Source organism: Telluribacter humicola (assembly GCF_017355935.1).
GTDB lineage: Bacteria > Bacteroidota > Bacteroidia > Cytophagales > Spirosomataceae > Telluribacter > Telluribacter humicola.
On the sequence record NZ_JAFIQT010000002.1, the window covers coordinates 397,393 to 421,906 of the forward strand.

Genomic DNA, 24,514 nt, shown 5'->3' on the forward strand with positions numbered 1-24,514 from the left:
GTGATTAATCAAACAGGAATCACAAAGCTAAACAAAAGAAAGACTAGTCCTATCTGTTACAGCGTAACTAGCTCCGCCAGAGCAGAAAAGTTAGCAAGTGGAAACAGTTCCTGCAGCATCCGCTGAAACTCAGCCTGTACCGGAGCCGTAATCTGTATCGGTTCACCCGTAGCAGGATGAGAAAAGCGGACCCACTGGGCGTGCAGGAGCATCGTAGTCATTTCAAATCGCTCCTTGAAGAGCTTGTTCTGCTTGTTACAGCCGTGGGGACGGTCGCCTATGATCGGGTGAAAGATGTGCGCCATGTGCTTACGTAGCTGGTGCATCCGGCCCGTGGTAGGAGTGAGCTCGACCAGGGAGTATCGTGAGGTAGCATGTTTGCCCAAAGGTATAGCCACTTCGGTTCGCTCCAGAGTTTTGAGATAGGTGAATGCCTCCTGCACTACTCCATCTTCCCGCCGCAGCGGGTAGTCTATTTCCAGCGAGTCCGGAGTATGACCCCGCACAATGGCCAGGTACCGCTTCTGTACCTTACTCTCCGCAAAGAGTACCTGCATGGCTGAGTTGACCTCTTCATTCAGCGCGAATAGAAGTACTCCCCCCGTCTTGCGATCCAGCCGGTGGACCGGATATACTCTTTGTCCCAACTGGTCGCGGAGTAGCTGCACCGCAAACTCACTGGCATCGCTGGCGATAGGCGACCGGTGTACCAGCAGGCCGTGTGGCTTGTTGATAGCTACCAGTTCAGCTGACTGGTAAAGTATGGAAAGAGGAGTAAAGCTCACAGGTACTAAGTAAAACAAGCAGGACCACCCTACGACGGCCCTGCTTGCCAGAAAGAAAATGTAATGTTCAGGTACTTATAGTAGCTCCTCCTGCGTACGTAGCAGATCATCCAGCGTCTCGCGACGACGTACCAGGCGGGCCTGTCCGTTGTCAATGAGTACTTCGGCCGGACGTACCCGGGCGTTATAGTTAGAGCTCATCGTAAAGCCGTAGGCACCCGCGTTCAGGAAGGCAAGTACATCACCGGGCCGGACTTCGGGCAGTTCGCGATCGGTGGCAAACGTATCCGTTTCGCAGATATATCCGACTACCGTGTAGGTACGCTTTTCGCCCTCCGGATTAGATACGTTCAGGATGTGATGGTAGGAGCCGTACATCATGGGGCGGATCAGGTGGTTGAGGCCGGAGTCAACGTGTACGAAAAAGCGTGCGGGATCATCTTTCAGTACGGTTGCTGTAACCAGCAGGTGGCCCGACTCACTAACCAGAAACTTACCCGGCTCAAACCACAGCTCCAGTTCACGGCCGTAGCGGGCGCAGAAGTCCTTAAATCCGGCGGTGATCTGCTGACCGAGCGTTTTCATATCGGTCAGGGTATCCTCAGGGTGGTATGATACCTTGAAGCCTCCCCCCATATCAATCACTTCCAGATCCGGGAACTGCATAGCGGCTTCAAAAATAACGCTGGCCGCCCGCAGGAAAGGCTCCGCCTCCTTGATATCCGAACCCGTGTGCTGGTGCAGTCCAACAACCTTGATGTTGTACTTCTGTACGGTGGCAATAACTTTATCCAGCAGGGCTACTGATATACCAAACTTAGAGTCGGTATGGGCGGTCATGATCTTGATATTACCGCCGGCGGCTACGTTGGGTTTCAGGCGGATGAGGCAGGGCTTGCTGTTGCCGTAGGTTTGGCCAAACCACTCGAGCAGGGGCAGACTGTCTACATTCACAGTAGCACCTTCTTCTACTGCCGTGCTTACTTCGTGGTAAGGTACTCCACTGGGCGTAAAAGTGATCTGGTGGCCTTCGTAGCCTACCCGACGTCCCATGGCGAATTCGCCCGGTGATACTACGTCCAGCTCTACGCCCAGCTCACGCATCAGGCGCAGGACAGCCAGGTTAGTATTGGCTTTGCAGGCGTATTTAATTTTCATTTTAACGCCGGCAAAGGCATCCTGTAGCTCCTGTACCTTCCTGCGGATGGTACCGCCATCGTATACATAAAGGGGGGAGCCATACTGCTGGCACAGCTCAACGGGATTGACTCCCTGAATTGAATATTGGTTATCTATGACTTGCATTTGTATACGAGTACTTACTATAATGACTTATGTTAATTAGGTAGAGTGAGGAGGGCTTATTTCAGAAACTGATCCAGGTAAGAGGCCATCTCCTGCTGCATCCGTTGCGCTTCCTTACGAGCCTCATCAGCAAAGTCGGCACCATTGCCCGCATAGAGGATACTGCGTGAGGCATTGACCAGTAGCCCGCAGTGGGCGTTCATGCCGTAGCGTGATACTTCTTCCAGGCTTCCTCCCTGTGCTCCTACACCGGGTACCAGCAAAAAATGATCGGGTACTATGGAACGGATCTGTTCCAGAGCAGTTGCCTGCGTGGCGCCTACCACGTACATCATCCGGTCAGCGCCCGCCCAGGTCTGCGAGGTGCGCAGGACCTGTTCGTACAGAGTACCATCGGAATTGGTCAATCGCTGGAAGTCGGCACTACCGGCGTTAGAGGTCAGTGCCAGCAGGATCACCCACTTACCCTCAAAGTCCAGAAAGGGTGTCACCGAGTCCTGACCCATATAAGGAGCTACTGTCACTGAGTCAAAATCCAATCCGGACGAAGCAGGATCAAAAAAGGTACGGGCGTAAAGGCCCGAGGTATTTCCTATATCCCCCCGCTTGGCATCGGCTATGGTGAATTGGCTCTCAGGTATATACTCGAGCGTTTTCTGCAGGCTTTCCCAGCCACGGGCGCCCATGGCTTCGTAGAAAGCGATATTGGGCTTATAAGCCACGCAGTAGTCAGCGGTGGCGTCTATGATCTGGCGGTTAAATTCAAAGACAGGATCGGCCTCGTTGTGAAGGTGGGCGGGTATCTTGCGGATGTCGGTATCCAGCCCCACGCAGAGATAGGATTTTTTCTGCTGTATATGTTGAAAAAGCTCTTGGTAGGTCATGATGCGTGAAATAATTCGCCGAAATTACAACCTCTACCAATAGATTCATAAATTTGCGCGGAGATTACCTGTGCAAGTAAGATTTTAATTAATTAATCGAACATCTATGCAGATTCGCGAAACGTCAATTAAAGGATTAGTCGAAATATTTCCGAGGGTATTTGAGGACGAGAGAGGGGCGTTTTTTGAATCATACAATGAGGAGACGTATAGTAAAGCCGGATTGCCTACCAACTTTGTTCAGGACAACCAGTCTTTCTCGATCAAAGGAGTCCTTAGAGGGCTACATTTCCAGAATGCTCCCTTTGCGCAGGGTAAGCTCGTGAGGGTGATCAGCGGCCGGGTACTGGATGTAGCCGTTGATATTCGTCCCGATTCACCTACTTTCGGAAAATATGAAGTATTTGAGCTGGATGGAAAAAGGAATAACCTGGCTTATATACCCGAAGGTTTCGCCCACGGATTTGTGACGCTGGAAGACACCATTTTTAGCTATAAGTGTACCAACCTGTATAGTAAAGCTTCGGAGTCAGGTATAATCTGGAATGATCCGGATCTGGCTATTGACTGGGGTGTCAAAGATCCTATTGTATCCGAAAAAGATATAGTGTTACCTACCTTCAAATCCTTATTTGCTTAACAGTAGGAACTGCTAATAGTACAATAAATATACCATAAAATAGCCTTATCCTGTAATCCAGCAGATTACAGGATATTTTTTTTAATACAATTTTCTGCTTCAGATTGGCACGCTCATTGCCCAGATAAAGTCAAATTCCTCTATATGACTTTTTCTTTTTTTTCTCGTAAATCCAATTCAGTGGCAAGTTACGGAAAGCCCATTTCATCAATAAGAGTAGACGTTCATGCACATATATTACCCGGCTTAGACAACGGAGCTCCGCTGCTGGACAACAGCATCCGGATGGCCCAGGTGCTTGTAGATGCCGGTATCACCAGAGTAGTTGCTACGCCCCACATCATGAAGGGGTACTATGAAAACTCGTTGCCGCGTATCCAGCAGGCCAAGGCCGAATTGGTGGAGGAGCTAAAGAGGCGGAAAATTACCCTTGTGGTAGACTTGGCGGCGGAGTATTACGTAGGAGAAGAACTGTTGCATCAGGTAAATGAGGGAGAACCCCTGCTCACCTTTGGGGTGCGGGGAAAAAAGCCCTATTTACTGATGGAAACAGGTATACTGGAAGAGCCTAAAGAACTGGAAGCCCTGATACAGGGTCTGGTAAAACGTAATATCGTTCCTTTGCTGGCACATCCCGAACGATACGTGTACCTTCAGAATAACTTCGAAAGGGCTATTGAATTATTCAGAATGGGAGTACTTTTTCAGGTGGACTGGCAGTCGTTCCACGGCCGAGAAGATCGGCACATCCAAAAATTCGTCGAACGAATGGTAGACTACCGGATGGTTTCCTTTGTGGGTACCAACCTCCGAAACGAAGACCAGATGCCGCAACTCATAGATGCCGCCAGCCAGCCTTACTTTCGCCTCATGACTGAGATTGGGTTGCTCAATAATGAACTCAGATAGGCCTGATCAATGGCAGTAGAGTAGGAGAGCATGTCTCTATAACCTCCTACTTCTCATACATCTCTTCAAGTACTTTTTTTGCCACTTTTCGGGCCGAGTTAGGGTTCTGTCCCGTCACGAGCCGCTCATCTACTTCAATAAACTGGACAAAAGGAATCATCCCTTTTGTATAATGGGCGCCACTCTCAGTGAGCTTGTCTTCCAGATAAAAAGGTACTTCGGCGACAAAGCTTACCAGTTTTTCCTCCACATTAGAGAATCCGGTCAGGTACTTGTCCTTGATAAACAGGGTACCGTCAGACAGGGTTACGTTCAGAAGCCCACTTAGTCCGTGACATACCGCGGCTACCATGCCGTAACTTTCGTAGATGGAGCGGGTGATGGCCTGTAGCTCGGTGTTATCGGGGAAGTCCCACATGGTACCATGTCCGCCCGTATAGTAGACTAGCCGGTAGTCATTGGGGTTAATATCGGATGGTTTCAACGAGTTTTCCAGCTTTTGACGAAAAGTCTGATCGTCATAGTATTTACGGTTGGTTTCGTCCTTAAGGTCCAGGCTCCGCTCATCCAGGGGGATGACTCCCCCCTTTGGACTTACCAGATCCATCTGTATCCCACGGCGGGCCAGTTCGTCATAAAAGTGGGTAAGTTCGCTCAGCCACAGGCCGGTTTTGCCGGACTTGGTGGGGTAGGTACTATGGTTGGTACAAACGATAAGGGCTTTCATGGCGTCGATGAGTAGGAATAGTTTGTTCCGAAAAATAGGAAAAAACAAACTAACTCCGAAGGTTTGCCCATTATCAAAGCGTTAGTTCTGTGAGCCGGTAGTGCGAGCCTGAGTTTTTATCACAGGCATGTCATTGCCCATGAGTACCTCCGGTGCGATCATTACCCGGCTGCCCGGTTCAGCATTTTCAAGATTAAGTACCCCCCGTGGACACACCGCCGAGCAGATACCGCAGCCTACACAGGAAGCCCGAACTACATCCTGGCCCCGCTGAGCGTACCAGCGTACATCAATCCCCATCTCGCAGTAGGTAGAGCAATTGCCGCAGGAGATACACTGACCTCCGTTGGTCGTGATCCGGAAGCGCGACTTGAACCGCTGTACGATACCAATGTAAGCCGCCAGCGGACACCCGTACCGGCACCACACCCGGTTACCCATAAGCGGGTAAAAACCAACCCCCACTACGCCTGAAAACAGCGCTCCGATCCAGAACCCATAGATGCTGCGCACACTGTAGCTGCTGATAGGACCAATATTGGACTGACCGGTAAAGTAGGTATAGAGTACCATCGCCGTCATAACCACCACAAAAACCAAGACGCCATACACCATATACCGCTCCACCTTCCAGGCCTTGAGGGACTTGTCGGAGAGCTGGCGGTAAGGGTCGCCGAGGGTTTCGGCCAGGCCACCGCAGCCACACACCCATGAGCAATACCAGCGCTTACCATAGAGGTACGTAAATAAGGGGACTCCAATTGTGAATAGTGCTATTCCCCATACCAGCATGAAAAGACCCAACTGGCCACTACTGGTGAGAGAGTCGAGGTGCCACTCAAAGAAAAAGTCATAGTCAAGCGGCCACATATTCTTGAAGTCGTAGTAGGGTAGGCTCAGGCTGATGAGTATTTCGGCAATGATAAAGGCAAAAGACAGCTGGAAGAACATAACCGATACCGTACGTACCTGCTGATAGCGGTTGTGACGGTATTTGATGAGCATCCGGACTCCCATCACCAGGATGGCCAACGTATACAATGTTCCGTACAGAAACCACTGCCCGGCCGGAGTACCGCTGAGTACCCTACTGAGCGGGTCAACGAGCAGCGTCCAATTGACGATGTACTGGGGAAAGAAATAGATGACTATATAGAACAGGATCAAAAAGGTACCAATGATGATTCCCACCCAGCCCCGTGAGGTAGCCGGATTGTGGTAGATATTATCGTTTTTGTTACCCGGTAATTTCCGCAGACCTGCCAGTATATAAATCAGCGCGCCCACTATGGACAATCCAATACTCGCCCAAAACAGCAATAAGTTAGAGTCACGGATATAGCCATGCGAAGCCGCCTTGGTAAGGGCAAAGGCATAGCTGTCGTTGATGACCTTATCCATCTGGTTCTGGACCTTGTACCCTTCATTGACCTGCTCAATGGTATGACTCAAATCTTTATTAAAACCAAAAGGTGTATCATAGGTCTTGTTGAGCATGGGCGCCAGCGAAGAGTGTAACTGCTCGTAATGCTCGGGCTTCAGGTTGTCTTTCAGGACCTGATCGGTCAGCGTAAATTTTCCCATCGTCAGGGTCGCTATCCAGACCAGAAACCCAATAATGAAAAGGCCCAGGCCGATTCTCTGTATTTTATTCATTTTATGAAAATCTATATGTAAAGCTTGGTGAGTAGGCTTGGACTCTATGTACAGAGCGTTTAAGCGAGTACTATAGCACTAGTAAATCAGGAGAAAAGTCGGCTAAAGAATGACTTCTTTCCCCTCTGTAATACAACGTGTTCGGACTGGCTGCTGTTGTAGGCCTGCACAATCTCCTCCTCGTAACGTCTGAAAAACTCCGGATCAAAATGTACCTCTCTCAGGTGAGCAAGCGCATCATTAATAGATCGCCCCTCCTTGATCCATCGATCGCATACCTCATGCCGTAGCCGCAGTCCCAGAGCGTTAAAACCAACTACCGCGCCTGACCCTTTTTTATAATTTATTCGCAGGGCTACCCGGCCGTTGGAATGCTCCCAGTAGAACGTATCGGTATCGTCTGGTAAGGGAACTGTCACTTCTCCGTAGGTCTGGTACTCAATATCAAAGAACTTGGCAGAGTTGAAGAAAATACCCGGTGTATAAGTCGTGCGGGAACCACATATAGTACGGGCTACGGTTTCACCCATAATCCGGCCGGTGTACCAGATTTGCTCCACAGCTTTGCGTCCGGCCGGAGGCTGGCGATGCTGGGCGCAGTCACCAATGGCGTATACATCGGGCAGGTTTGTTTCCAGGTACTCATTCACCAGTATCCCCCGATCCGTTTCCAGTGCTGTATCCGCCAGGATACGTATAAATGGATGTACCCCCACCGACAGGCACACAAACTGGCACTCGATGGTCTCCCCATTGGTAGTGACAATGCTCCCGACCTTCTTACCGCTACTATCAGGTCTGATTTCGGCTAGTTCCCTATTAAGCCGGAGATCAATGCTGTGTTCCTGAATGTGTCGGGTAACCAGAGCTGACTCTTCGGTCGGCAGTACGTGGTTCCAATACGACTCTTCCCGGACCAGGAGCGTGACCTCTATGCCCCGGCTCAGGAGCATCTCGGCCATTTCTACTCCGATTAGCCCGCCTCCTACTATGACACCTCTCTTGATACCATGAGTATATACTTCCATTTTTTCCAGATCCTGATAGCTATACAGCCCCTGAACGCCCTCCAGATCCTGTCCCGGCCAGCTAAACCGGTTGGGCTCTGATCCAACAGCCAGAATAAGTATATCATAGGTAAGGGGAGCTTCCCCCACCAGAACGAGCTCCTTCTTGTCAAACTCTATGCGACTGACCCAGGCTTTCTTCAACTCAATCCGGTTTTTTCCCCAGAAATGGTCTTCATAAGGCTTGGTGTGCTCGTACTTCATATGCCCCATGTATATGTACATCAGGGCTGTACGCGAAAAAAAGTGCTCAGTTTCACCCGATATAACGGTGATGCGATGGTTACTATGCTTACGGATATGGCGGGCTGCTGTAATACCGCTGATGCCATTTCCGAGGATTACAATATGTTTCATGCTGGAGGTGGTAGCCTGTAGACCAGGCGGGCGAAGTGTGTACTACGTTTTGGCTGATTTACTTCTGTGCGACTAATTTAGGTAACATACGATCAAAGTACTACATTTAGATCGTGTAATCCCAATTACCTCCATTAGCCATTACCCATGAACAAGAGAACTAATTTTGCTTCGGGTGCCCCCTGGGAATCAATAGTAGGGTATTCGAGAGCCGTTCGCATCGGCCATGTCGTAGAGGTAACCGGTACAGTAGCCTCTTGTGAGGGGAAAGTTGTCGGTGAAAACAATATGTACGAGCAGGCCCGCTACGCGCTTGAAAAGATCGGAACTGTACTGGCCGAGGCTGGAGCCACTTACGCAGACGTAGTCCGAACCCGTATGTTTGTGACGGATATCAGCTTGTGGGAAGAAGCAGGAAGGGCGCACGGCGAAGTATTCAGCCAGATACGCCCTTGTACCACTATGGTGGAGGTATCAGCACTGATAGCTCCTGAATATATGATCGAAATTGAGGCTACCGCCTACATCCCGGATGCATGACTAGATCAAATGATTTTTATAGGCAAATGCTACTGCAGCGGCGGTATTCTTGGTGCCGGTTTTTTCCAGGATACGCAGACGGTGTCCTTCCACAGTACGGGAGCTTATAAAAAGCTTCTCACTAATCTCGGTCGTTGACAAGCCATCGCAAAGAAGCTGCAGTACTTCCTGCTCCCGGTTAGACAGACCCACGTTGCTGGCGCTGTTAAAGAACGGCTGCTTGGTAGGCATGCGGTTCACCATTTTGCGGTGCATGGCTCTGGATACAAAGTCGCTATAGTAAAAACCCTCTTCGGATACCCGACGTATGGCCTTTTCAACCTCATCGGGGGATGTATCCTTAAGCAGATAGCCCTGTACTCCTTTTTCAAGCATATGTATAACGAAGCGGTCTTCGTCGTACATAGAAACTACTATGACTTTGACATCAGGATACTTTTCAAAAATAATCTCCGTAGCCTGCATTCCATCCATGACAGGCATCTGCAGATCCATCAGCACAATATCCGGCATATTAGTAGGAAGCTTGTCAAGTAGTTCCTGTCCGTTCGAAGCCTCCAGCACAAACTCAAAATCGGGTACGGCGTTCAGCATAGAGATGAACCCCTTCCGGAACAATTCATGATCGTCAGCAATAGCTAATTTTAGCATATTAGTATTCTTGTAATCGTACGTTTCTTTATGGTCAGGAATAATATGTAGCATAAATTAACAGTGTAGTCGTATGATATCAGGCACTTTTTCTGAATGGATGCAGGGGTTCAGCCTTGTTTGCTTTTTCAGGTTCTACTGGTACCTGTACTTTCACCCGACACCCTTTGGCTCCGGGGGTTAGGTAAGATACGGTACCATACACTACGCTAAGCCGGCTGTCTATACTATGGAGACCTAATCCGGCTTTTTTACTTTCCTTCATGGCCTTTGCATCAAATCCCTTTCCGTTATCAGTTACCTGTAGCTCGATTTTCCCCATCTCCATGTGCAAGTCAACCACTATCTCATCACCGTTGGAGTGTTTGAGTGCATTGTTGACCAACTCCTGCATGATCCGGTACAGGGTCAGCTCTACTTTTTGGGATTGGCGTGGAATATTCTCGAAGATACAGTTAAAATGGATAGATATAGAATGATTAGCGTCAAGTTTTTGAACAAACTCATCAATGGCCGTAGGTAGGCCAAACTGCTTCAGTGTCGTGGGCACCAGCTCCCGCGTGATCCGTCGGACATGCAGTATAGTCTCTTCCAGCAAAGATTGTACCTTATTAGCTGTATATTCAGTTTGAGGTTCATCTTTGTTGATGATCTTCATTAACTGGTTAAGACTCAGCTTAGTCAGGGAGAGCATGGTACCAATATCGTCATGCAGATCCTGTGCTATGCGCTTTCGTTCCGACTCTTCGGAGTTCAGTGCCGTTTCGAGGAGTTTGAGCTGGTACTCCTTTTCCATTTCGCGCAGATTTTTCTCCTGGGCCAACTGTCTCTTCTGATACAGGATCACGAACGTAATAACAAAGACCGCCATCATCAGCATGGCCAGCATTGCTATCAGTATAGCCCAGCGTATTTGTTCAGGATCTATCATAGGGGCGAGGAGAATAGTACATTATACCTACAGCAATGAGCACAATACTTATTATTTCGAATAAGTAAGGGACATACAGTAAAAAACCTAAGTCCAAAGGACCAATCCTTCTGGCATTATAATGCATGAGAGGTGCAATAAAAACAAAACTAGAGTAAAAGAGTAACAAACCTCCACAAATCCAAAAGAAGGGGAAAGCTAAAAGATTGTCTATCTTTAGTGATTGTATTGCTTCATAATAAAAGGCTAGCAACCAGAATATCATAAGTACGCTTTCAATAGTGGCTGAGTAACGTATGATGGTATGGTTGTAGGTATCAGTTAGATCTTTATTGGCACTTACAATATCCCAGATCGAAAACAGAACAAAAAATATAGCTGAAAAAAGCAACAGTTGTTTATATCTTTTCGAATCAAAGTAGTGATACAGCATACTACTGAGTAGGATATACCTGATTGGAATATTGATGTTATAGAATAAAAGGTTATTCAGGTTATATGCTGCATAATGTAGCATCACCATATCAATAGCTAGCTTCACTATAAGATAATAAAATAGAACACGTAATGCCTTATTGCTATATGCTCGTCTGTACCAGATTATGGCTATTGGTAAAAGAGTAATAAATACCGACAAGCTTGAAAGGGGTTGGCGAAGAAAGAACTGAGTATAATTATTCATTAGGCCAATTATGATTCAGCAGATAAAGTTTATTTGTAGGTGGTTTTGAGTCAAAGCCGACAGCCCTATTGGCTAAGGTATCAGTTCTATCTTTTGAAGTAGCTCAGATAAGGGTTTCCAACGGCAATAATACAAATTTTATTGCTCAAATGATATAGACACTTCTACTACAGTTAAGTTACTGGACCTGGAAGTGTAACAGAACCAGATTTTGCTATGGGCAAGATGGGAATGCAGGTAGAGCGGGTAGCAGGTCTGCTGGCTACTTGTACATATAATTCTGATCGTTAGCCCTTAAGATTTCGTGATAGGGGGGGCTATTCCGTTTTCTGTTGTGTAAAGAAAGACGAAGTACCATTGGTCTTTGCTGTAACCATTATTTATTAAAAGTGCATACGTATTTTTACGCGATTTATGGGGTAAACTACGCTATTTTTGTAAACAGTACTTGAGCACTGTAATATAAGTGTTTATTAATTTTATCTTTGAACCGTAAAGGAAAACCAAGAAAGACTGCTAGGTTGATTAAAGGAAAAGTGATAGTCTACTTCATGCTGTTGAAAAAGTTTAAGCAGATAAAAAACGTTACATTTTGAGCAGCAGTTGTACTTTTTAATATTGATTTAATGTAGTTCGTACTTTTTTTTGTCATTCGTTTTCTATATTTACATCAATTATGTTTGCGAAAAAAAATTGCCTGCTAATAAAAATTTAATTTAAGTATTTGTGATTTTTGGCACGGTAATTGATGATGGCCGAAAAGGAAAGTAACGTCTTATCTTACCATGTTTTTTTTATTTTAGTATAAATCAATTAACCATTTATTATCCACTGTATTTCATTTATTTATGAGAAAGCTACTCTTTACTTTACTTATTTTAGCGGGCTCTCTATGGGCTTGCGAAAAGGAATCTCAGAAAGAGGTTTCACCTTTGGAACAACAGAAATCTGCTTCAGGAAGAACAGGAGTATTGACAAGTGAGGAGAGAGCTGCAGCAGATGCTATGGGTAGAATAATTCCTATGAGTGAGTTCCAGAAGATGACAAAGGCCTATCAGAAAGGTATTTCTTCAACTGATACGCGTGCTGTTATGTACGGTGCTCCTGTACTGGAAGAAATTCTGAGTCAAAAGGGATGTGTTGGTATTCGCTTCTACCTGGCTAAGGACGCTGAAGGCAGAACTACTGTTGTCTTTATAGGTGTAGACAAGAACGGCAAAGATATTAATTCAAATGCCGCTGGTCGTACTTCTGATGGAAAAGGATCAACAGGTGGAGATGGCCCTATTTGTCCATCAATGTGTGGCTGATAGTCAGACGCATTCAAAAATCAGAAAGCCCCTCACCGATCGGTGAGGGGCTTTCTGATTTTTGAATGCCGGGAGATTACTTAGTAGTTGCCCGCTGGCGTACGGCTTCGTATAATACTATAGAAGTAGCTGCTGAAACGTTTAAGGATTCTACCTGTCCCATAAGCGGTATCCTGACGCGGTGGTTGCAGGCCCGGAGTAGCTCAGGTGAAATACCATCTTCCTCGGACCCCATGATGATTACCGTAGGGGTAGAAAAATCTACATCATAGAGTTCTGTACTGGCTTTCTCAGTACAGGCTACTATCTGTAGGCCACTTTCGCTCAGGTACCTTAAGGTTTCTACCAGATTAGGCTCGCGGGAGATAGGTAGGTAGTTCAGAGCACCCGACGATGTTTTCATAGCATCGGCATTGATTTGGGCAGCTCCCTTCTGTGGCACTACCAGCGCCTGTACACCAGCACACTCGGCTGTGCGGGTGATGGCACCGAAGTTTCGGACATCAGTTACACGGTCCAGCATCAGCAGTAGGGGCGTCTTTCCCTCTTCGTATACTTGTGTAAGTACATTGTGTAGCGGTACATACCGGATAGGAGATACAAAACAAATGACTCCCTGGTGGTTTTTGCGCGTAACACGATTTAGCTTCTCAACGGGTACCCGCTGGTAAGGTATCTGCAGCTCCTGAGCCAGTTTTACAATTTCACCCATACCCAGCTCCCGCTGGATCAGCAACCGCTCGATTTCTTTACCCGAGCGGAGCGTTTCAAGTACCGACTGTGTGCCAAATACCATGTCGGCCTGCTGGGGGCGGGCCGGTTTTCTTATCGGATAGCTCCGTTTCTCCATGCTTCTACGATTGGATACCAGATGGGCTGATACTCTACATAGCGTACCAGTTCATAGTGGTCATCCACAAATTGATTAGTTCGACGATTAAAAGTAAAATTAACGTTGCTGGCGTTGGCGCGCTGGTCATATACCCACACTTCCTTGTCCTTGCTACGCTGTACCTTATCGGGTGGGCCCAGGATGATGTAAATCATGCCTTTATCAGTTTTCCACCCTTCTTTATAGCTGGTGAAGAGGCGATTGGCATCTTCGACCCGCTGGTAGTAATTCTTAATAACCTGACGGGCCAGGTCAGGATTGCCATTCATGAGCGACAGCCAGTACTTGTCCAGCGCTTTTTTATGATTCTGGGCAGTCTGGAGTTCATTAATCTCCTGGTTAGTACTCATGTACAGCAGAGGTTCCACCAAGTCTTCAGGCCGGGTTAACTTGGGGTAACGCTCATTAGTTACCAGTACTCCCAAACCTTCGGTCTTGGTTGTGTCTGACAGCATGTAGTAGAGCCCTTCCTTCTCGAAGGAAACAGGTTCGCCGGTGGTGATCGTAAAGAGACTGTCAACTTTCAGGGTCTTGGACACGGAGCGTGGTACCGTATTCATGGGAGATCCAGCCGGATCAAACGGATGGCTGTAATAGTATACATACAGACGTTCCGCATCATTTTTCAGATTTTTGATCTGCATGGTTTCTCCCTGATTGACGTAGTGGCGCTGTAGTGGAACTTCGCCATTGGCGCTGAAAACTCCGTACCGATCACTGGCCCGCTGTTCACGGAAACGGATCGGCAGGTCGTTCAGTACTTTTTTGAGCGTACCGGTCTGGCTAATTTCGCTCAGTAACACTCCGTAGTCACGGTCGGGCTTCTTTACATCAAACTGGATTACAACCTGATCTCCGGATTGCGAAAGATTGCCGCTACTGAGAGGAACATTGCCGTAGCCCAGGCGGTCGCGGGTACCGTAATCTGAATAGATGACATAGTTCAGCGTATACAGATTGGCGAACTCTTCGGCAGGAATGGGTTTGCCGCCTTTTAGCGCATCTACGTACAGGAATACCCTCATATTGGCAGAGTCTTTTTCCAGAAATTTGCTCCGGACACCTACCAGTGAAAGTTCATTTTCAGAAGAGAGGGGAGTAGCTGCTGATCCACCGCGGGACTCGGGCATACGGGCTGCATTACGGGAAGATGAACAACCTGCAACTAGTACCGAAGCCAGCAGTAAGCCGCTTAATAGATAATGTGTTTTCATACCATTGGTCCTTCTTTTTTCAAATAACGAACGAAGTGACCTATTTACCCAAAAACCGCGGAGAAAAAGTATAATATACCTGAATTTGTACGGCCAAGGCTACAAAGGTAGCTATTCTGGCCGGATTTCAAGCGGTTAGGGAAGGGGCTAGTCACCCGTGCCTTCTTTCTTGCTGGCTCGATTGGCTTTCTTGATCTGCTCCCCGATCTGATCCCACTGCTCGTCGTTTACTTCATGCAGGAAGTTGAACTGGCCGCCTGATAGTACCTCACCCCCGTCAATGGTAATGACTTCTCCGGTTACGTAGCCCGAGAAGTCAGACATCAGGTAAGCTGCCAGGTTAGCTAGCTCCTGGTGGTCGCCAACCCGCTGCAGAGGGATTCTGTTTTCAAAGGCAAATTTTTCGGCCAGCTCTTCCGGGAACAGGCGATCCCAGGCACCCTTGGTAGGGAAGGGCCCCGGAGCAATGGCATTGAGTCGGATACCGTATTTGCCCCATTCAAAGGCTAAAGACTTAGTCATGGTCAGTACACCAGCCTTGGCCATGGCCGAAGGTACAACCCAGCCCGAGCCGGTCCAGGCGTAGGTAGTAGAGATATTAAGTACCGTACCTTTTATGTTCTTTTCGATCCAGTACTTACCTGCGGCCAGTGTAAAGTAATAGGTGCCTCTAAGTACTATATCTACAACTACGTCAACGGCTTTGTATGAGAGCCGCTCGGTAGGACTGATAAAGTTACCGGCCGAATTATTGACCAGGCCATCCACCTGGCCGAACCGGCTAATGGCCTGCTCCAGGACCTGCTCAATCTGCTGCGGATTACGAACGTCACACTCTACCGGTAGTACTTTTCCCCCGGTAGCAGCTTCCAGCTCACGGGCAGTATCTTCCAGTATAGCCAGCCTGCGGCTGCATATGACTACGTTGGCACCCAGTTCGAGGAAGTAGCGGCTCATGGATTTTCCTAGTCCGGTACCTCCACCGGTTACGATTATGGTTTTGCCGTCAAGAGCTCCTTCCCGGAGCATACCCTGGGTATGGTTCATGCTGTAGTTCGATTAAATGGTGAGTAAAAAAATCGGGTAGTAAGATATCAAATGATTCCTTACTACCCATATATATAGAGGTTAAGAAAATGAAACTTGTTTTGCAGGCAGTAGAAGGGACTCTATTACCACGCTTCGACCTGGATCAGCTAGAATCTTCGTGAGCAGGTTTACATCTAGTATTTCCTTAAAGAGGCAAAACTAGTTAGACTAGTGAACGTTAGGATGCTAATAGTATGCAGGCATACTGTTACAAATATACAACCAAGAAATATAATTTGTAATAAACAGAGAAAAAATTTTCTTTAAAAAGTATAGAGGTGAGAATCTGAGGCTACTCTGTTTAATTTGAAAGTCAGATATCTAATGTAATCAAAGCCGTAGAACGATGCATCCCGAAACCTTAGCTCTCAGAAGTACTCATTTTCCAGACGCGAATGTTGCCTCTGTGGTACCTCCTTTGTACCTCTCAACCACGTACGAGCGGGATGCCAACTACGAACTTTCAAAGGGGTATCTGTACACCCGTGCCGATAATCCCAACCGACAACAGCTCGAAAGCTCGCTGGCAGTGCTGGAAGGCGGAGCGACAGCCATGGCTTTTGCGTCGGGACAGGCGGCTACTATGGCCGTTTTTCAAAGCCTGAAGCCGGGAGATCATGTAATCGTACCCGATGACGCGTACTATGGTACCCCCTCCTTACTACAAAGTATATTTGCAGACTGGGGGATGAGCTTCTCAAAAGTGGATACTACCAATCTGGCGGCGGTGGAGGAGTCCCTTCGGCCCGAAACGAGGCTGGTCTGGCTGGAGACGCCTTCAAACCCCCAGCTAAAAATAACTGATATTGAAGCCGTAGCTAACCTGGCCCGTAGTAGAGGTGCCCTCACCGTGTGTGATAATACCTGGAGTACACCTATCCTGCAGCGACCACTGGATCTGGGGTGTGATGTGGTGATGCACTCCACAACCAAGTACCTAGGGGGCCATAGTGATGTACTGGGCGGGGCACTGGTGTTTAAGCAGGATGATTCTTTTGTCCAGCGGGTCAGACTAGTACAGACATTGGGTGGAGCTGTTCCTTCTCCTTTTGACTGCTGGCTCCTCTCCCGGGGGATCAAGACCCTGGCGGTGCGGGTTCGTCAGCAATCTATCCATGCACAGCGGCTGGCGGACTTTCTGAGCGAACATCCGGCCGTAGAGCAGGTACACTATCCGGGGCTACCCAGTCACCAGGGGTACTTCCTTGCTCAGCGGCAAATGACCATGCCCGGTGCTATGCTTTCGGTACAGGTAAAAGGAGGAGCGGAAGAAGCTCTTCGCTTCATCAATAAACTGCAGCTATTTACAAAAGCAACCAGTCTTGGGGGAGTAGAAAGCCTGATTGAACACCGGGCCTCGGTAGAGGGGCCTGAAAGTACCACCCCAGCGAACCTGTTGCGTGTATCGGTAGGGCTCGAGCATCCTGATGATCTGATTGGAGACCTTCGTCAGGCACTTTCAAACTTATAGTTTATGTACCTTTATTTCTTCTGGTAAAGCGCCAGATCAATGGCTATTGGCCTGTATATTCCTCCGGCACGGTTAGTTGCTGGGGGATTTCTTTTTTATGCCTCCCAAGACCCTCATCAATCACGCTTCTGCTTCTAAAGTAGATCCGGCCTCCTTTTATATTAAAATAGTTCTATTCAACGTTTTATGTCTGGGCTGCGCCAGGAATAGTAACAAACGGTGGTGATGTCTGGTTAAACCTGCCTTCAGGTCTACTTAAAGCCAGAAATTGGCTTTAAGTAGACTCAATCATTCTTTTAGATTACTAACTTTTTTGTAACTCTTGTTTACTAAAATAAAGCGTCTCGTATTGTAAAAGTTAAATAAAGGAAAGAAATAGTCTGATTGATCTAGAGTCAATAGGAATTATAACCACTTACTAATTTTACTAATTTAAAACGGGTAAAAGAACGTATATTATTGATAATAAATAAGTAAATTTACTTAGTTAGACTACTACCACACCCAAACCTTAATGAAAGAAGTGCAAGAAGTAATGAATGAGCTAGCCAGGTACGGCAACAGCTCATATAAAAAAGTATACCTTAGTCAGGGAGCTCGGGAACCTCTATATGGTGTTAAAATCGGAGACCTGAAAAAAATTGCAAAGCGTTACAAACACGAACACACCCTTGCACTAGCCCTTTATCGGACCGGTAACTCTGACGCCATGTATCTGGCAGGGCTGATGGCTGACCCCCAGCAAATGACTCCGGAACTTCTTGAAGAATGGGTCAATGCAGCCAATTGGTATATACTTAGTGAATATGCAGTGGCCGGTGTAGCCGCCGAAAGTCCTTATGGTACAGATATGGCCCGGAAGTGGATCAATTCTGATCAGGAAATGGTTGCCAATGCCGGCTGGGCTACCTGGGCGCATCTGGTGGCGTTTTTGCCGGATGATGAGCTGGACGAGCAGGAGATAGATCAGTTACTGGATACCGTACGGACTACGATTCATGAAAAGGCAAATCGGGTACGGTACAGTATGAATAACTTTATTATAGCAGTGGGAGGACTGTACAGTCCCTTGAGCGAAAAGGCTATGCAGGTAGCTAAGGAAATCGGAGATGTAATTGTGGAACTGGAAGGAAATCAATTTAAAGCCCCCAGTGCACCCGATCAGATAAAAAAGATCAAGGGTGCCGGAGAACCTGGTACCGAAAAAGGATCAGAATAAGTACAGTCACTAAATAGCTGATTTACTGCTGAGCCAGCAGGTAAAGAACCGCCATTCGCACGGCTACCCCATTCTCGACCTGATTCAGGATAATGGAATGTTGCGAGTCGGCGGCATCTGACGAGAGCTCAACCCCCCGGTTGATAGGGCCCGGGTGCATCAGTACGATCTCTTTATTTACTTCGTCCAGCATCTGCTTCGTAATACCAAAGTACAACGAGTATTCGCGTAGGGAGGGGAAGTACTTGATTTGCTGACGTTCCAGCTGTATACGGAGGACGTTCGCGACGTCGCACCACTGCAGGGCTTCCCGTACATTATGACCGATCTTTACTCCCAGCTCGCCAATGTACTTTGGGATAAGGGTAGTAGGGCCACATACCATCACCTCAGCGCCCAGCTTCTGCAGGCAGAATATATTAGAAAGAGCTACCCGCGAGTGCAGGATATCCCCAATGATTGCAATTTTCTTTCCGGCCAGGTTGCCTAGTTTTTCCCGCATCGAGAAGGCATCCAGCAAGGCCTGTGTAGGGTGCTCATGAGTACCGTCACCAGCATTGACTACGTTGGCCGGTATGCGACTCGACAGGTAGTGCGGTGCCCCGGGGCTGCTGTGTCGCATTACGATCATATCCACCTTCATCGCCAGGATATTATTGACGGTATCCAGTAGCGTTTCTCCTTTCTTTACCGAACTGCCCGAGGCCGAGAAGTTGATCACGTCAGCCGAAAGCCGCTTTTCGGCTAGCTCAAAAGAAAGACGGGTACGGGTGGAATTCTCAAAAAAAACGTTGGCAATGGTAATATCACGTAGGGAAGGTACTTTCTTGATCGGTCGGTTGATGACTTCTTTGAACTGGGTAGCGGTATCTAAAATAGTTTGAATATCGTTCTCAGTAAGGTTTTTGATGCCAAGGAGGTGCCGAACCGAAAGTTGTGCCATTGCGATTTTACAGGAAAGTTTTGCAAAGATAAGCACAGCCAACCCAAACAGAAAACAGAATTTTCATTCTGCACCCATATCAGCCTGGCCAGGTGGTAAGTGCGGTCACGATTTCCTCCCTCCGTTCATTCTGTAATCGATGCAGGTATACTCCATCAGATAAAGGTTCACACAGGGAGGTAACCTGTTCACCCCGAAGACATTCAGCCTTGAAAGTAATATCTACCGTCTGGCACTGCTGCTGGTGAATAAACTCCACCGGCAGGGCCTCAAGCAGCCACTGAAAATACACGCTATTATTGACGTGTTGGGTAGTATCTATTTCGTTGTGGCGGGCCGTTACCTGCGTCTGGTACTTCCAGGAAGTAGGTAGAGCGGGGTACTTCTCCTTAGCCCGGGGGAAGTGAGGGAAGTTGTGATAGGGCTCAAAATACTGCTTCAGATCGGGGGAGGGGGAGGTGAGTTTTCTTTTGATCACGTCAAACAAGAGCCACGTAGAGGTAGCCGACACCAGCAGGTTATGTTCACTGTCGTACATCCGGTAGTCGCGGTAGACGTACACCCTCTCCTCGCCGGATGGGTGGGTAGTTACCGTTACTTCTTCGGGGATGCGGGGCCAGCGATGGATGGTAATTTTCATCCGGTACAGCACCCACGCCAGCCCCTGTTCCAGGAGTTGGGGGGCTCCGGCACCCAGTTCGATGGCGTGGCGGTTGGCGGCGTCCTGCAGGTAGTTCGCCAGGGAGGACAGCCACAGGTTACCATTGGTATCAGCTTCGTAATTTCGGATGCGGTATGTTTCTGAGTGAATCATAAGGCCCAATTGGATTTGGGCACAAAGGTAGATAAATTTTGGGAGGCGGGAGCGCTTACAGGCTTCTCACAACGGCAGCAGCTAAATCCAGTTTGGCTTGACTACATCTGGTTTTGCACTAATGCAGTGATTTAGCAGCAGGATGTAAGCTGGTATAATGCTCATTATACTTCTGTTGTGTTTAGCCGTAGGTATGGCGTTTACTTATGTACGGATCTTACCCGGCAGATAGCCAAAGTACTTTTTGAACGCCTCCGAAAAGCTGCTGATGGTTTGGTACCCGATGTGGAAGGAGACCTCCGATACATTCATTTGCCCTGAACTAAGCAGGTGCCGGGCTGACTGCATCCGTAAGGTATGAACATGCCCAAAAACGGTCTGACCAAATAGGTACTTGTACCCTTTCTTAAGCTTGAATTCATTAAGGCCAAAGCGGAGGCACAGATCTGCCAGGCAGAGGGACTCCAGGTGGTGCCGGATGATATATTCATGAACTGCTTTCAGACGCTCCCGATCAGCGATACTCCATGGATCCTTGTTGGTTTGTCCAGCATTGAGCTGCTCGATCTGCAGGGCAAACAGTTCCAGTATTTTAGCTTCTAAAAATAAGTACCTGGTCAGGCCCTGAAACTGACATAGCTCGATGGCATGCAGCAGCTCGGCCATGCGGGGCTGAAGCTCTAACATGCCGGGAGGTACCAGCAGGGTTTCGCTTCGCTCCATGCAGTTCAGTACCTGGTCCAGATAGGGCATTCCTGCCGATTCAGCCAGGCTATGGAAGTAGGCTTTGTCGTAAGAGACCGATATAGCATGTAGCTGCTGATTGTGTATAATGTGCTCGCCCTGAAAGTCGGGTGTGTACTGAAAGCAGTGGGTACTGTCCCAGTGGCGTACGGAGCTTTTATTCAGCGAAAAGCGGGACTCGACACCGCCCCCCAGTATAAACGAGGAGCTGATCTTTTCGACGCTCTCGGGATCAACCAGGACCAGCTTACGCTGGCTATGGATATCGGCGCGGATGATTTCGACGCCCGGGGTGTGGATGGTGGCAATGCGGGCACAGGCTAGTTCGGGTTCGTTAAAGTAGCCTACTACCTCAGCATAGCGACTACTACGGAAGACTTCCTGGTGCGTAATGTCGCTAAAAACATCACCCCAGTTATGATTTGCTATTGTATCCATTTTGCCGTAATCATAATCCGTTTAGCCGTAACAGAATGAGGAGGTTAAGGTACAAATTTGCCGGTACAATAACCAAAACAAATAATAGCCATGAATGAAGTAACACTTACACCCGCGGCCAGTCAGTCCCGCCCCTGGAAATGGATTGAATTTGTATTTTACCCCACCGGAGTTGTTAGTATCTGGAAGGGCAACTACCGCCTGTGGATCAGGCTGCTCTATACGCTTGTGGGCTTACCTCTATTCCTTTTTATCACCCTTTTTCTGACCATTACCGGCTTTGCGCTATTCCTGCCCCCGCTGGATTTGAGTGTAGGCAATCGCACTGACCGCACCGTGATCAATAGCGAAGGCAACTATAAGTCGACGTTCCTGAAGACCGGAAAAGAAACCGGCGGGGCATACGAACTGATCAGGGTAGAGGTAGAGCCGCACGGGGGCAATAGTTTGCACTACCATAAGGCTTTTGATGAGTACTTTACGGTGCTGCAAGGTAAAGCGCTGGTGGGCAAAGAAGGGCAGGAGTTAATAGTGGAGAGAGGGGGCAAGGCCATAGCACGGAGAGGTGAAATGCACTACTTTAGTAACCCTACTGGATCTATTACCGTACTACTGGTTAAGACCATGCCGGCTAGAGGCCTTGAGAAAAGCATCCGGGTGGTATATGGCCTCGCCAACGATGGGTTGTTTAAGGGGGGTATAACCGATAATCCCTGGCACATGGCGCTGTTGCTGGGATATAGCGGTACCTATCTGCCCGATATTCCGGGTTTTATTCAGGAGCCTCTTGTGAATGCTCTGGCGAAAATAGCCCAGTGGAAAGGCGAGGACAAGGCACTTGAGAAGTACTTCAAATAACGGAAGTTTAGAGGTAGAGGCAGTGGCTTTGAGCGAATAAAGCAGCGGAGTAGTTTCACCTCTTACTTTTTAGTACCTGATAAAAAGTGTATAATTAAGACAGCCCCCCCACTAATGCCCAGCCGCGTTAGTGGGGCTGTCTTAATTATATTGCTCAATTAGCTTTCAGTTGCAGCTTCATAGTTTCGGCTACGGTATGTTTCGGAGTGAATCATTCAGCCTTTTTAACTTTTTGGGGCGCTAAGTTAACTTCAAAATGGATTTGTTGCTAAATCCGCTTGAAGTAACTCTACTACGTTTGTTTCCCTATTCTTGTTTTTTGCGACTAACTGTTCAGATGGAGCCGTATATCATGCTGCTATCTAAATCAACTTATCGTGTAAGTCAAAAAAACATTCACATGAAAAGAGACTTACCACTTCTTCTGCTGCTGGTTGGGATGATGACCTCGTGCCGCTCCTCCTTACTTTTGAAATCTGATTTTGAAAGTCAGACCATAGGCAGTTTACCAGAAAAAAACATCCCCGGCGAACCCAGTGGAGACTCCATCCTTTATACGAGAGAACAGCAGCCCCGTATTAGAGTGGTGGCATCGTCATCTGCTTCTGAAAAAGCATTAGAATTCAACACAGCCTCTGCCCCGGGCCTCACAGCTCATAATCAATGGCTCTCATTTAAGGGAGTCCGGACTAATCTTACACAACCAATCTATTTTTATTATACGAGAATACAAACAGGTACTTTTGACAGATTAATGGTAGATATCGATGATGGCTCAGCCACTACGATGGCCCGTATGCACATCGAAAGGTCTGGTAGAGTTATCCTGGTTACTAGTTTTCCGTCTGGTGAAACCTATGAAGTGGGTACAATTCCGCCAGGAACTATGCATACTATCATATTCACCGTAAATGTACGGGCTGGTAAGTATAATCTTACAATTATAAAAAGTGGTGGCAATCTGACGGCCACCGATAGACCTCTGATCAATTCTGATCTGTTGTCCTATGCTAATCCAGCTCGTCCCTCTATTCATTTCCGATATTCCGACACCGAGTTTTCAGGTAATAAGTACGTCTTAGAAAACGTGTATATAAGCAAGAAGCGGCCATAATGAAGTGTAGTACTTACTGAGTGGATGGAGCTGGCGTAGGATTATTTAATTACATGTATTTAGTCCAGACGGACCGGTAGTTGGTACTGTCGACTTCCATCATTAGCGCTGGCCTCATATAGGACTAGCATGAGGGTAGAGTTGGGCTCTTGTTTCTGTACTTCAACCGTAAAATCAAAAGAGCCCCAGGCAGGCGCCCCGGCACTGGTCATCTGGTGGCCCTGCTTGAGCTCATTATGACCATCCTCCACCACCCAGCTAAATGCCGCTTCGAATACCTGAGCCTGACCCTGTACCTGGTACGTGTGCTCGTCCACTTTCTTGACCGTCACATCTCTGAACCGCTCGTTGGAATAGCTGGTACTGGTACTATCTGCGGAGGGCGCGGATGGTCGTGTGGCCGTTTCTGCTCCGGCAGAGTCGGCTTGCACATCATGGGTAGTGGTAGTACTGTCACTATTCTGATTACAGGCCAGCAGACACATGGTAAGAAATAGACAAATAGCTTTCTTCATTTCCTGACTAAAAGATTTTGAATAAATAGCAGATGCTATGTTACCTGCTATTTATTCAAAATTCCGGAACCAGTCAACAGGTTCTATTGAGCAGGCTTAGGGAAAGCAGGATTGGCTTTAATCCTCCTGATCTGGTTGGTGTGCCGGGCGGTGTGTGCAATCCAGAGTAAGGTATACTGCTGCAAGTCCCGAATATGCCAAACCCCGACCTCCTCTGATCGAAAAATAAAATGCAGGCGGAAATCAGCCTCTGTTACTTTTACTAAATCCGTGACGGCATCCCGGAAGCGATTGAAATAATCTATCGACTCCTGCTTGCGATGAAAACGGCCCAGCGGCTGCCCTACTAAGGGTGCCTTCAGCTTGATAGGGTCGTGCGTGTAGGCAATCATGATGGAGTCTACGCCTTTTACTTGGGCGGCGAGTTCGGGCATCTCAGGTGTGTACTGGTTGTTTAGGAGGTCCCAGTACAGTAATTCTTCATAAACACCCAGGTGTTCTAGTACCTGAGCGATGGACCACTGGCTGCTGTCGGACTTAAAGTGCATTTGCTTCTCATTCAGAGCACTGACTTCATGCAGCAGGTTCTTCTGTGTGCTGTCCAGTCCAAGTAGCAAAACCTGCCTGTCCTGCTCTGTCCATAGCTTTTGGGTTGTTTGTGCGCCTGCTGTAGTTGTTGCCAGGCAAAGAATTAAAAAATAAAAGAGTTTCATGGCTGATGATTTAAGAGTACGCTGGCAAGTTCAGCAGATTTTATAG

General features: G+C 47.8%; 24 protein-coding genes. 8 read left to right on the forward strand and 16 right to left on the reverse strand.

Annotated elements, in window-relative coordinates; all coding sequences use genetic code 11:
• Positions 1-56: 56 nt before the first annotated feature.
• The 3 genes from JUB14_RS12660 to pyrF form a co-directional block, all read right to left on the reverse strand.
• A complete protein-coding gene (locus tag JUB14_RS12660; protein WP_207506504.1) occupies positions 57-785 on the reverse strand; it encodes a pseudouridine synthase in 729 nt (242 codons plus the stop codon).
• 75 nt (positions 786-860) lie between these two features.
• Positions 861-2,090 (reverse strand): diaminopimelate decarboxylase, encoded by a 1,230-nt coding sequence (gene lysA / locus JUB14_RS12665; RefSeq protein ID WP_207506505.1) that lies wholly within the window; start codon positions 2,088-2,090, stop codon positions 861-863.
• Positions 2,091-2,146: 56 nt separating this feature from the next.
• Positions 2,147-2,974 carry an orotidine-5'-phosphate decarboxylase gene (gene pyrF / locus JUB14_RS12670; RefSeq protein WP_207506506.1) on the reverse strand — a complete coding sequence of 276 codons (828 nt, stop codon included), beginning with the start codon at positions 2,972-2,974 and terminating at the stop codon, positions 2,147-2,149.
• Positions 2,975-3,080: 106 nt separating this feature from the next.
• Here pyrF and rfbC point away from each other — a divergent pair, with 106 nt between their 5' ends.
• Positions 3,081-3,614, forward strand: coding sequence for a dTDP-4-dehydrorhamnose 3,5-epimerase (gene rfbC, locus JUB14_RS12675; protein WP_207506507.1), 534 nt, complete (start codon positions 3,081-3,083; stop codon positions 3,612-3,614).
• Between the two features lie 180 nt (positions 3,615-3,794).
• Complete coding sequence (locus JUB14_RS12680) at positions 3,795-4,523, forward strand: tyrosine-protein phosphatase (protein ID WP_207506508.1); 729 nt, start codon at positions 3,795-3,797, stop codon at positions 4,521-4,523.
• 46 nt (positions 4,524-4,569) lie between these two features.
• Here JUB14_RS12680 and JUB14_RS12685 read toward each other — a convergent pair whose 3' ends face one another.
• From JUB14_RS12685 to JUB14_RS12695, 3 genes are all read right to left on the reverse strand, one after another.
• Entirely contained in the window at positions 4,570-5,250 is a 681-nt protein-coding gene (locus JUB14_RS12685; RefSeq protein ID WP_207506510.1) for a type 1 glutamine amidotransferase domain-containing protein, read from the reverse strand.
• An 81-nt stretch (positions 5,251-5,331) separates the two neighbouring features.
• Positions 5,332-6,906, reverse strand: a complete 1,575-nt coding sequence (locus JUB14_RS12690; RefSeq protein WP_207506511.1) for a 4Fe-4S binding protein — start codon at positions 6,904-6,906, stop codon at positions 5,332-5,334.
• 86 nt (positions 6,907-6,992) lie between these two features.
• A complete protein-coding gene (locus JUB14_RS12695; protein WP_207506513.1) occupies positions 6,993-8,330 on the reverse strand; it encodes an NAD(P)/FAD-dependent oxidoreductase in 1,338 nt (445 codons plus the stop codon).
• 147 nt (positions 8,331-8,477) lie between these two features.
• On the opposite strand from JUB14_RS12695, the gene JUB14_RS12700 reads away from it, so the two are divergent.
• Positions 8,478-8,870, forward strand: a complete 393-nt coding sequence (locus tag JUB14_RS12700; RefSeq protein ID WP_207506515.1) for a RidA family protein — start codon at positions 8,478-8,480, stop codon at positions 8,868-8,870.
• Here JUB14_RS12700 and JUB14_RS12705 read toward each other — a convergent pair whose 3' ends face one another.
• Together JUB14_RS12705 and JUB14_RS12710 are read right to left on the reverse strand one after the other, a co-directional pair.
• Entirely contained in the window at positions 8,871-9,575 is a 705-nt protein-coding gene (locus JUB14_RS12705; RefSeq protein WP_229367802.1) for a response regulator transcription factor, read from the reverse strand. It lies immediately after the preceding gene.
• Between the two features lie 25 nt (positions 9,576-9,600).
• Positions 9,601-10,452, reverse strand: coding sequence for a sensor histidine kinase (locus tag JUB14_RS12710; RefSeq protein WP_207506517.1), 852 nt, complete (start codon positions 10,450-10,452; stop codon positions 9,601-9,603).
• 1,530 nt (positions 10,453-11,982) lie between these two features.
• Here JUB14_RS12710 and JUB14_RS12715 point away from each other — a divergent pair.
• Complete coding sequence (locus JUB14_RS12715; protein WP_207506519.1) at positions 11,983-12,444, forward strand: hypothetical protein; 462 nt, start codon at positions 11,983-11,985, stop codon at positions 12,442-12,444.
• Positions 12,445-12,520: 76 nt separating this feature from the next.
• Here JUB14_RS12715 and rlmB read toward each other — a convergent pair whose 3' ends face one another.
• The 3 genes from rlmB to JUB14_RS12730 all read right to left on the reverse strand — a co-directional run bounded on the left by rlmB (position 12,521) and on the right by JUB14_RS12730 (position 15,597).
• The gene (rlmB, locus tag JUB14_RS12720) at positions 12,521-13,294 is read right to left on the reverse strand and encodes a 23S rRNA (guanosine(2251)-2'-O)-methyltransferase RlmB (RefSeq protein WP_207506521.1); all 774 of its coding nucleotides are present in this window, start codon (positions 13,292-13,294) and stop codon (positions 12,521-12,523) included.
• Positions 13,270-14,466 (reverse strand): GWxTD domain-containing protein, encoded by a 1,197-nt coding sequence (locus tag JUB14_RS12725; RefSeq protein WP_310586148.1) that lies wholly within the window; start codon positions 14,464-14,466, stop codon positions 13,270-13,272. Before JUB14_RS12725 ends, rlmB begins: the two co-directional genes overlap by 25 nt.
• Positions 14,467-14,697: 231 nt before the next feature.
• A complete protein-coding gene (locus tag JUB14_RS12730) occupies positions 14,698-15,597 on the reverse strand; it encodes an SDR family oxidoreductase (protein WP_207506525.1) in 900 nt (299 codons plus the stop codon).
• A 388-nt stretch (positions 15,598-15,985) separates the two neighbouring features.
• On the opposite strand from JUB14_RS12730, the gene JUB14_RS12735 reads away from it, so the two are divergent.
• Together JUB14_RS12735 and JUB14_RS12740 are read left to right on the forward strand one after the other, a co-directional pair.
• Positions 15,986-17,110, forward strand: a complete 1,125-nt coding sequence (locus tag JUB14_RS12735) for a trans-sulfuration enzyme family protein (protein ID WP_207506528.1) — start codon at positions 15,986-15,988, stop codon at positions 17,108-17,110.
• A gap of 514 nt (positions 17,111-17,624) precedes the next feature.
• Positions 17,625-18,329: a DNA alkylation repair protein gene (locus tag JUB14_RS12740; protein WP_207506529.1), complete on the forward strand. Its 705-nt coding sequence runs from the start codon at positions 17,625-17,627 to the stop codon at positions 18,327-18,329.
• A gap of 22 nt (positions 18,330-18,351) precedes the next feature.
• Here the strand turns inward: JUB14_RS12740 and JUB14_RS12745 are convergent, their stop codons facing one another.
• From JUB14_RS12745 to JUB14_RS12755, 3 genes are all read right to left on the reverse strand, one after another.
• Complete coding sequence (locus JUB14_RS12745) at positions 18,352-19,272, reverse strand: aspartate carbamoyltransferase catalytic subunit (RefSeq protein WP_207506530.1); 921 nt, start codon at positions 19,270-19,272, stop codon at positions 18,352-18,354.
• 79 nt (positions 19,273-19,351) lie between these two features.
• A complete protein-coding gene (locus JUB14_RS12750; protein WP_207506531.1) occupies positions 19,352-20,086 on the reverse strand; it encodes an acyl-[acyl-carrier-protein] thioesterase in 735 nt (244 codons plus the stop codon).
• Positions 20,087-20,290: 204 nt separating this feature from the next.
• A complete protein-coding gene (locus JUB14_RS12755; RefSeq protein WP_207506532.1) occupies positions 20,291-21,268 on the reverse strand; it encodes a helix-turn-helix transcriptional regulator in 978 nt (325 codons plus the stop codon).
• A 90-nt stretch (positions 21,269-21,358) separates the two neighbouring features.
• Between JUB14_RS12755 and JUB14_RS12760 the strand changes: the two genes are divergently transcribed.
• Both JUB14_RS12760 and JUB14_RS12765 read left to right on the forward strand, forming a co-directional pair.
• Positions 21,359-22,126 carry a cupin domain-containing protein gene (locus JUB14_RS12760; protein WP_207506533.1) on the forward strand — a complete coding sequence of 256 codons (768 nt, stop codon included), beginning with the start codon at positions 21,359-21,361 and terminating at the stop codon, positions 22,124-22,126.
• A 400-nt stretch (positions 22,127-22,526) separates the two neighbouring features.
• Positions 22,527-23,240, forward strand: a complete 714-nt coding sequence (locus JUB14_RS12765; protein ID WP_207506535.1) for a hypothetical protein — start codon at positions 22,527-22,529, stop codon at positions 23,238-23,240.
• A 59-nt stretch (positions 23,241-23,299) separates the two neighbouring features.
• On the opposite strand, the gene JUB14_RS12770 is transcribed toward JUB14_RS12765, so the two are convergent.
• Positions 23,300-23,755: a Gmad2 immunoglobulin-like domain-containing protein gene (locus JUB14_RS12770; protein ID WP_207506537.1), complete on the reverse strand. Its 456-nt coding sequence runs from the start codon at positions 23,753-23,755 to the stop codon at positions 23,300-23,302.
• An 83-nt stretch (positions 23,756-23,838) separates the two neighbouring features.
• Positions 23,839-24,468, reverse strand: coding sequence for a DinB family protein (locus JUB14_RS12775; protein ID WP_207506539.1), 630 nt, complete (start codon positions 24,466-24,468; stop codon positions 23,839-23,841).
• Positions 24,469-24,514 lie beyond the last annotated feature (46 nt).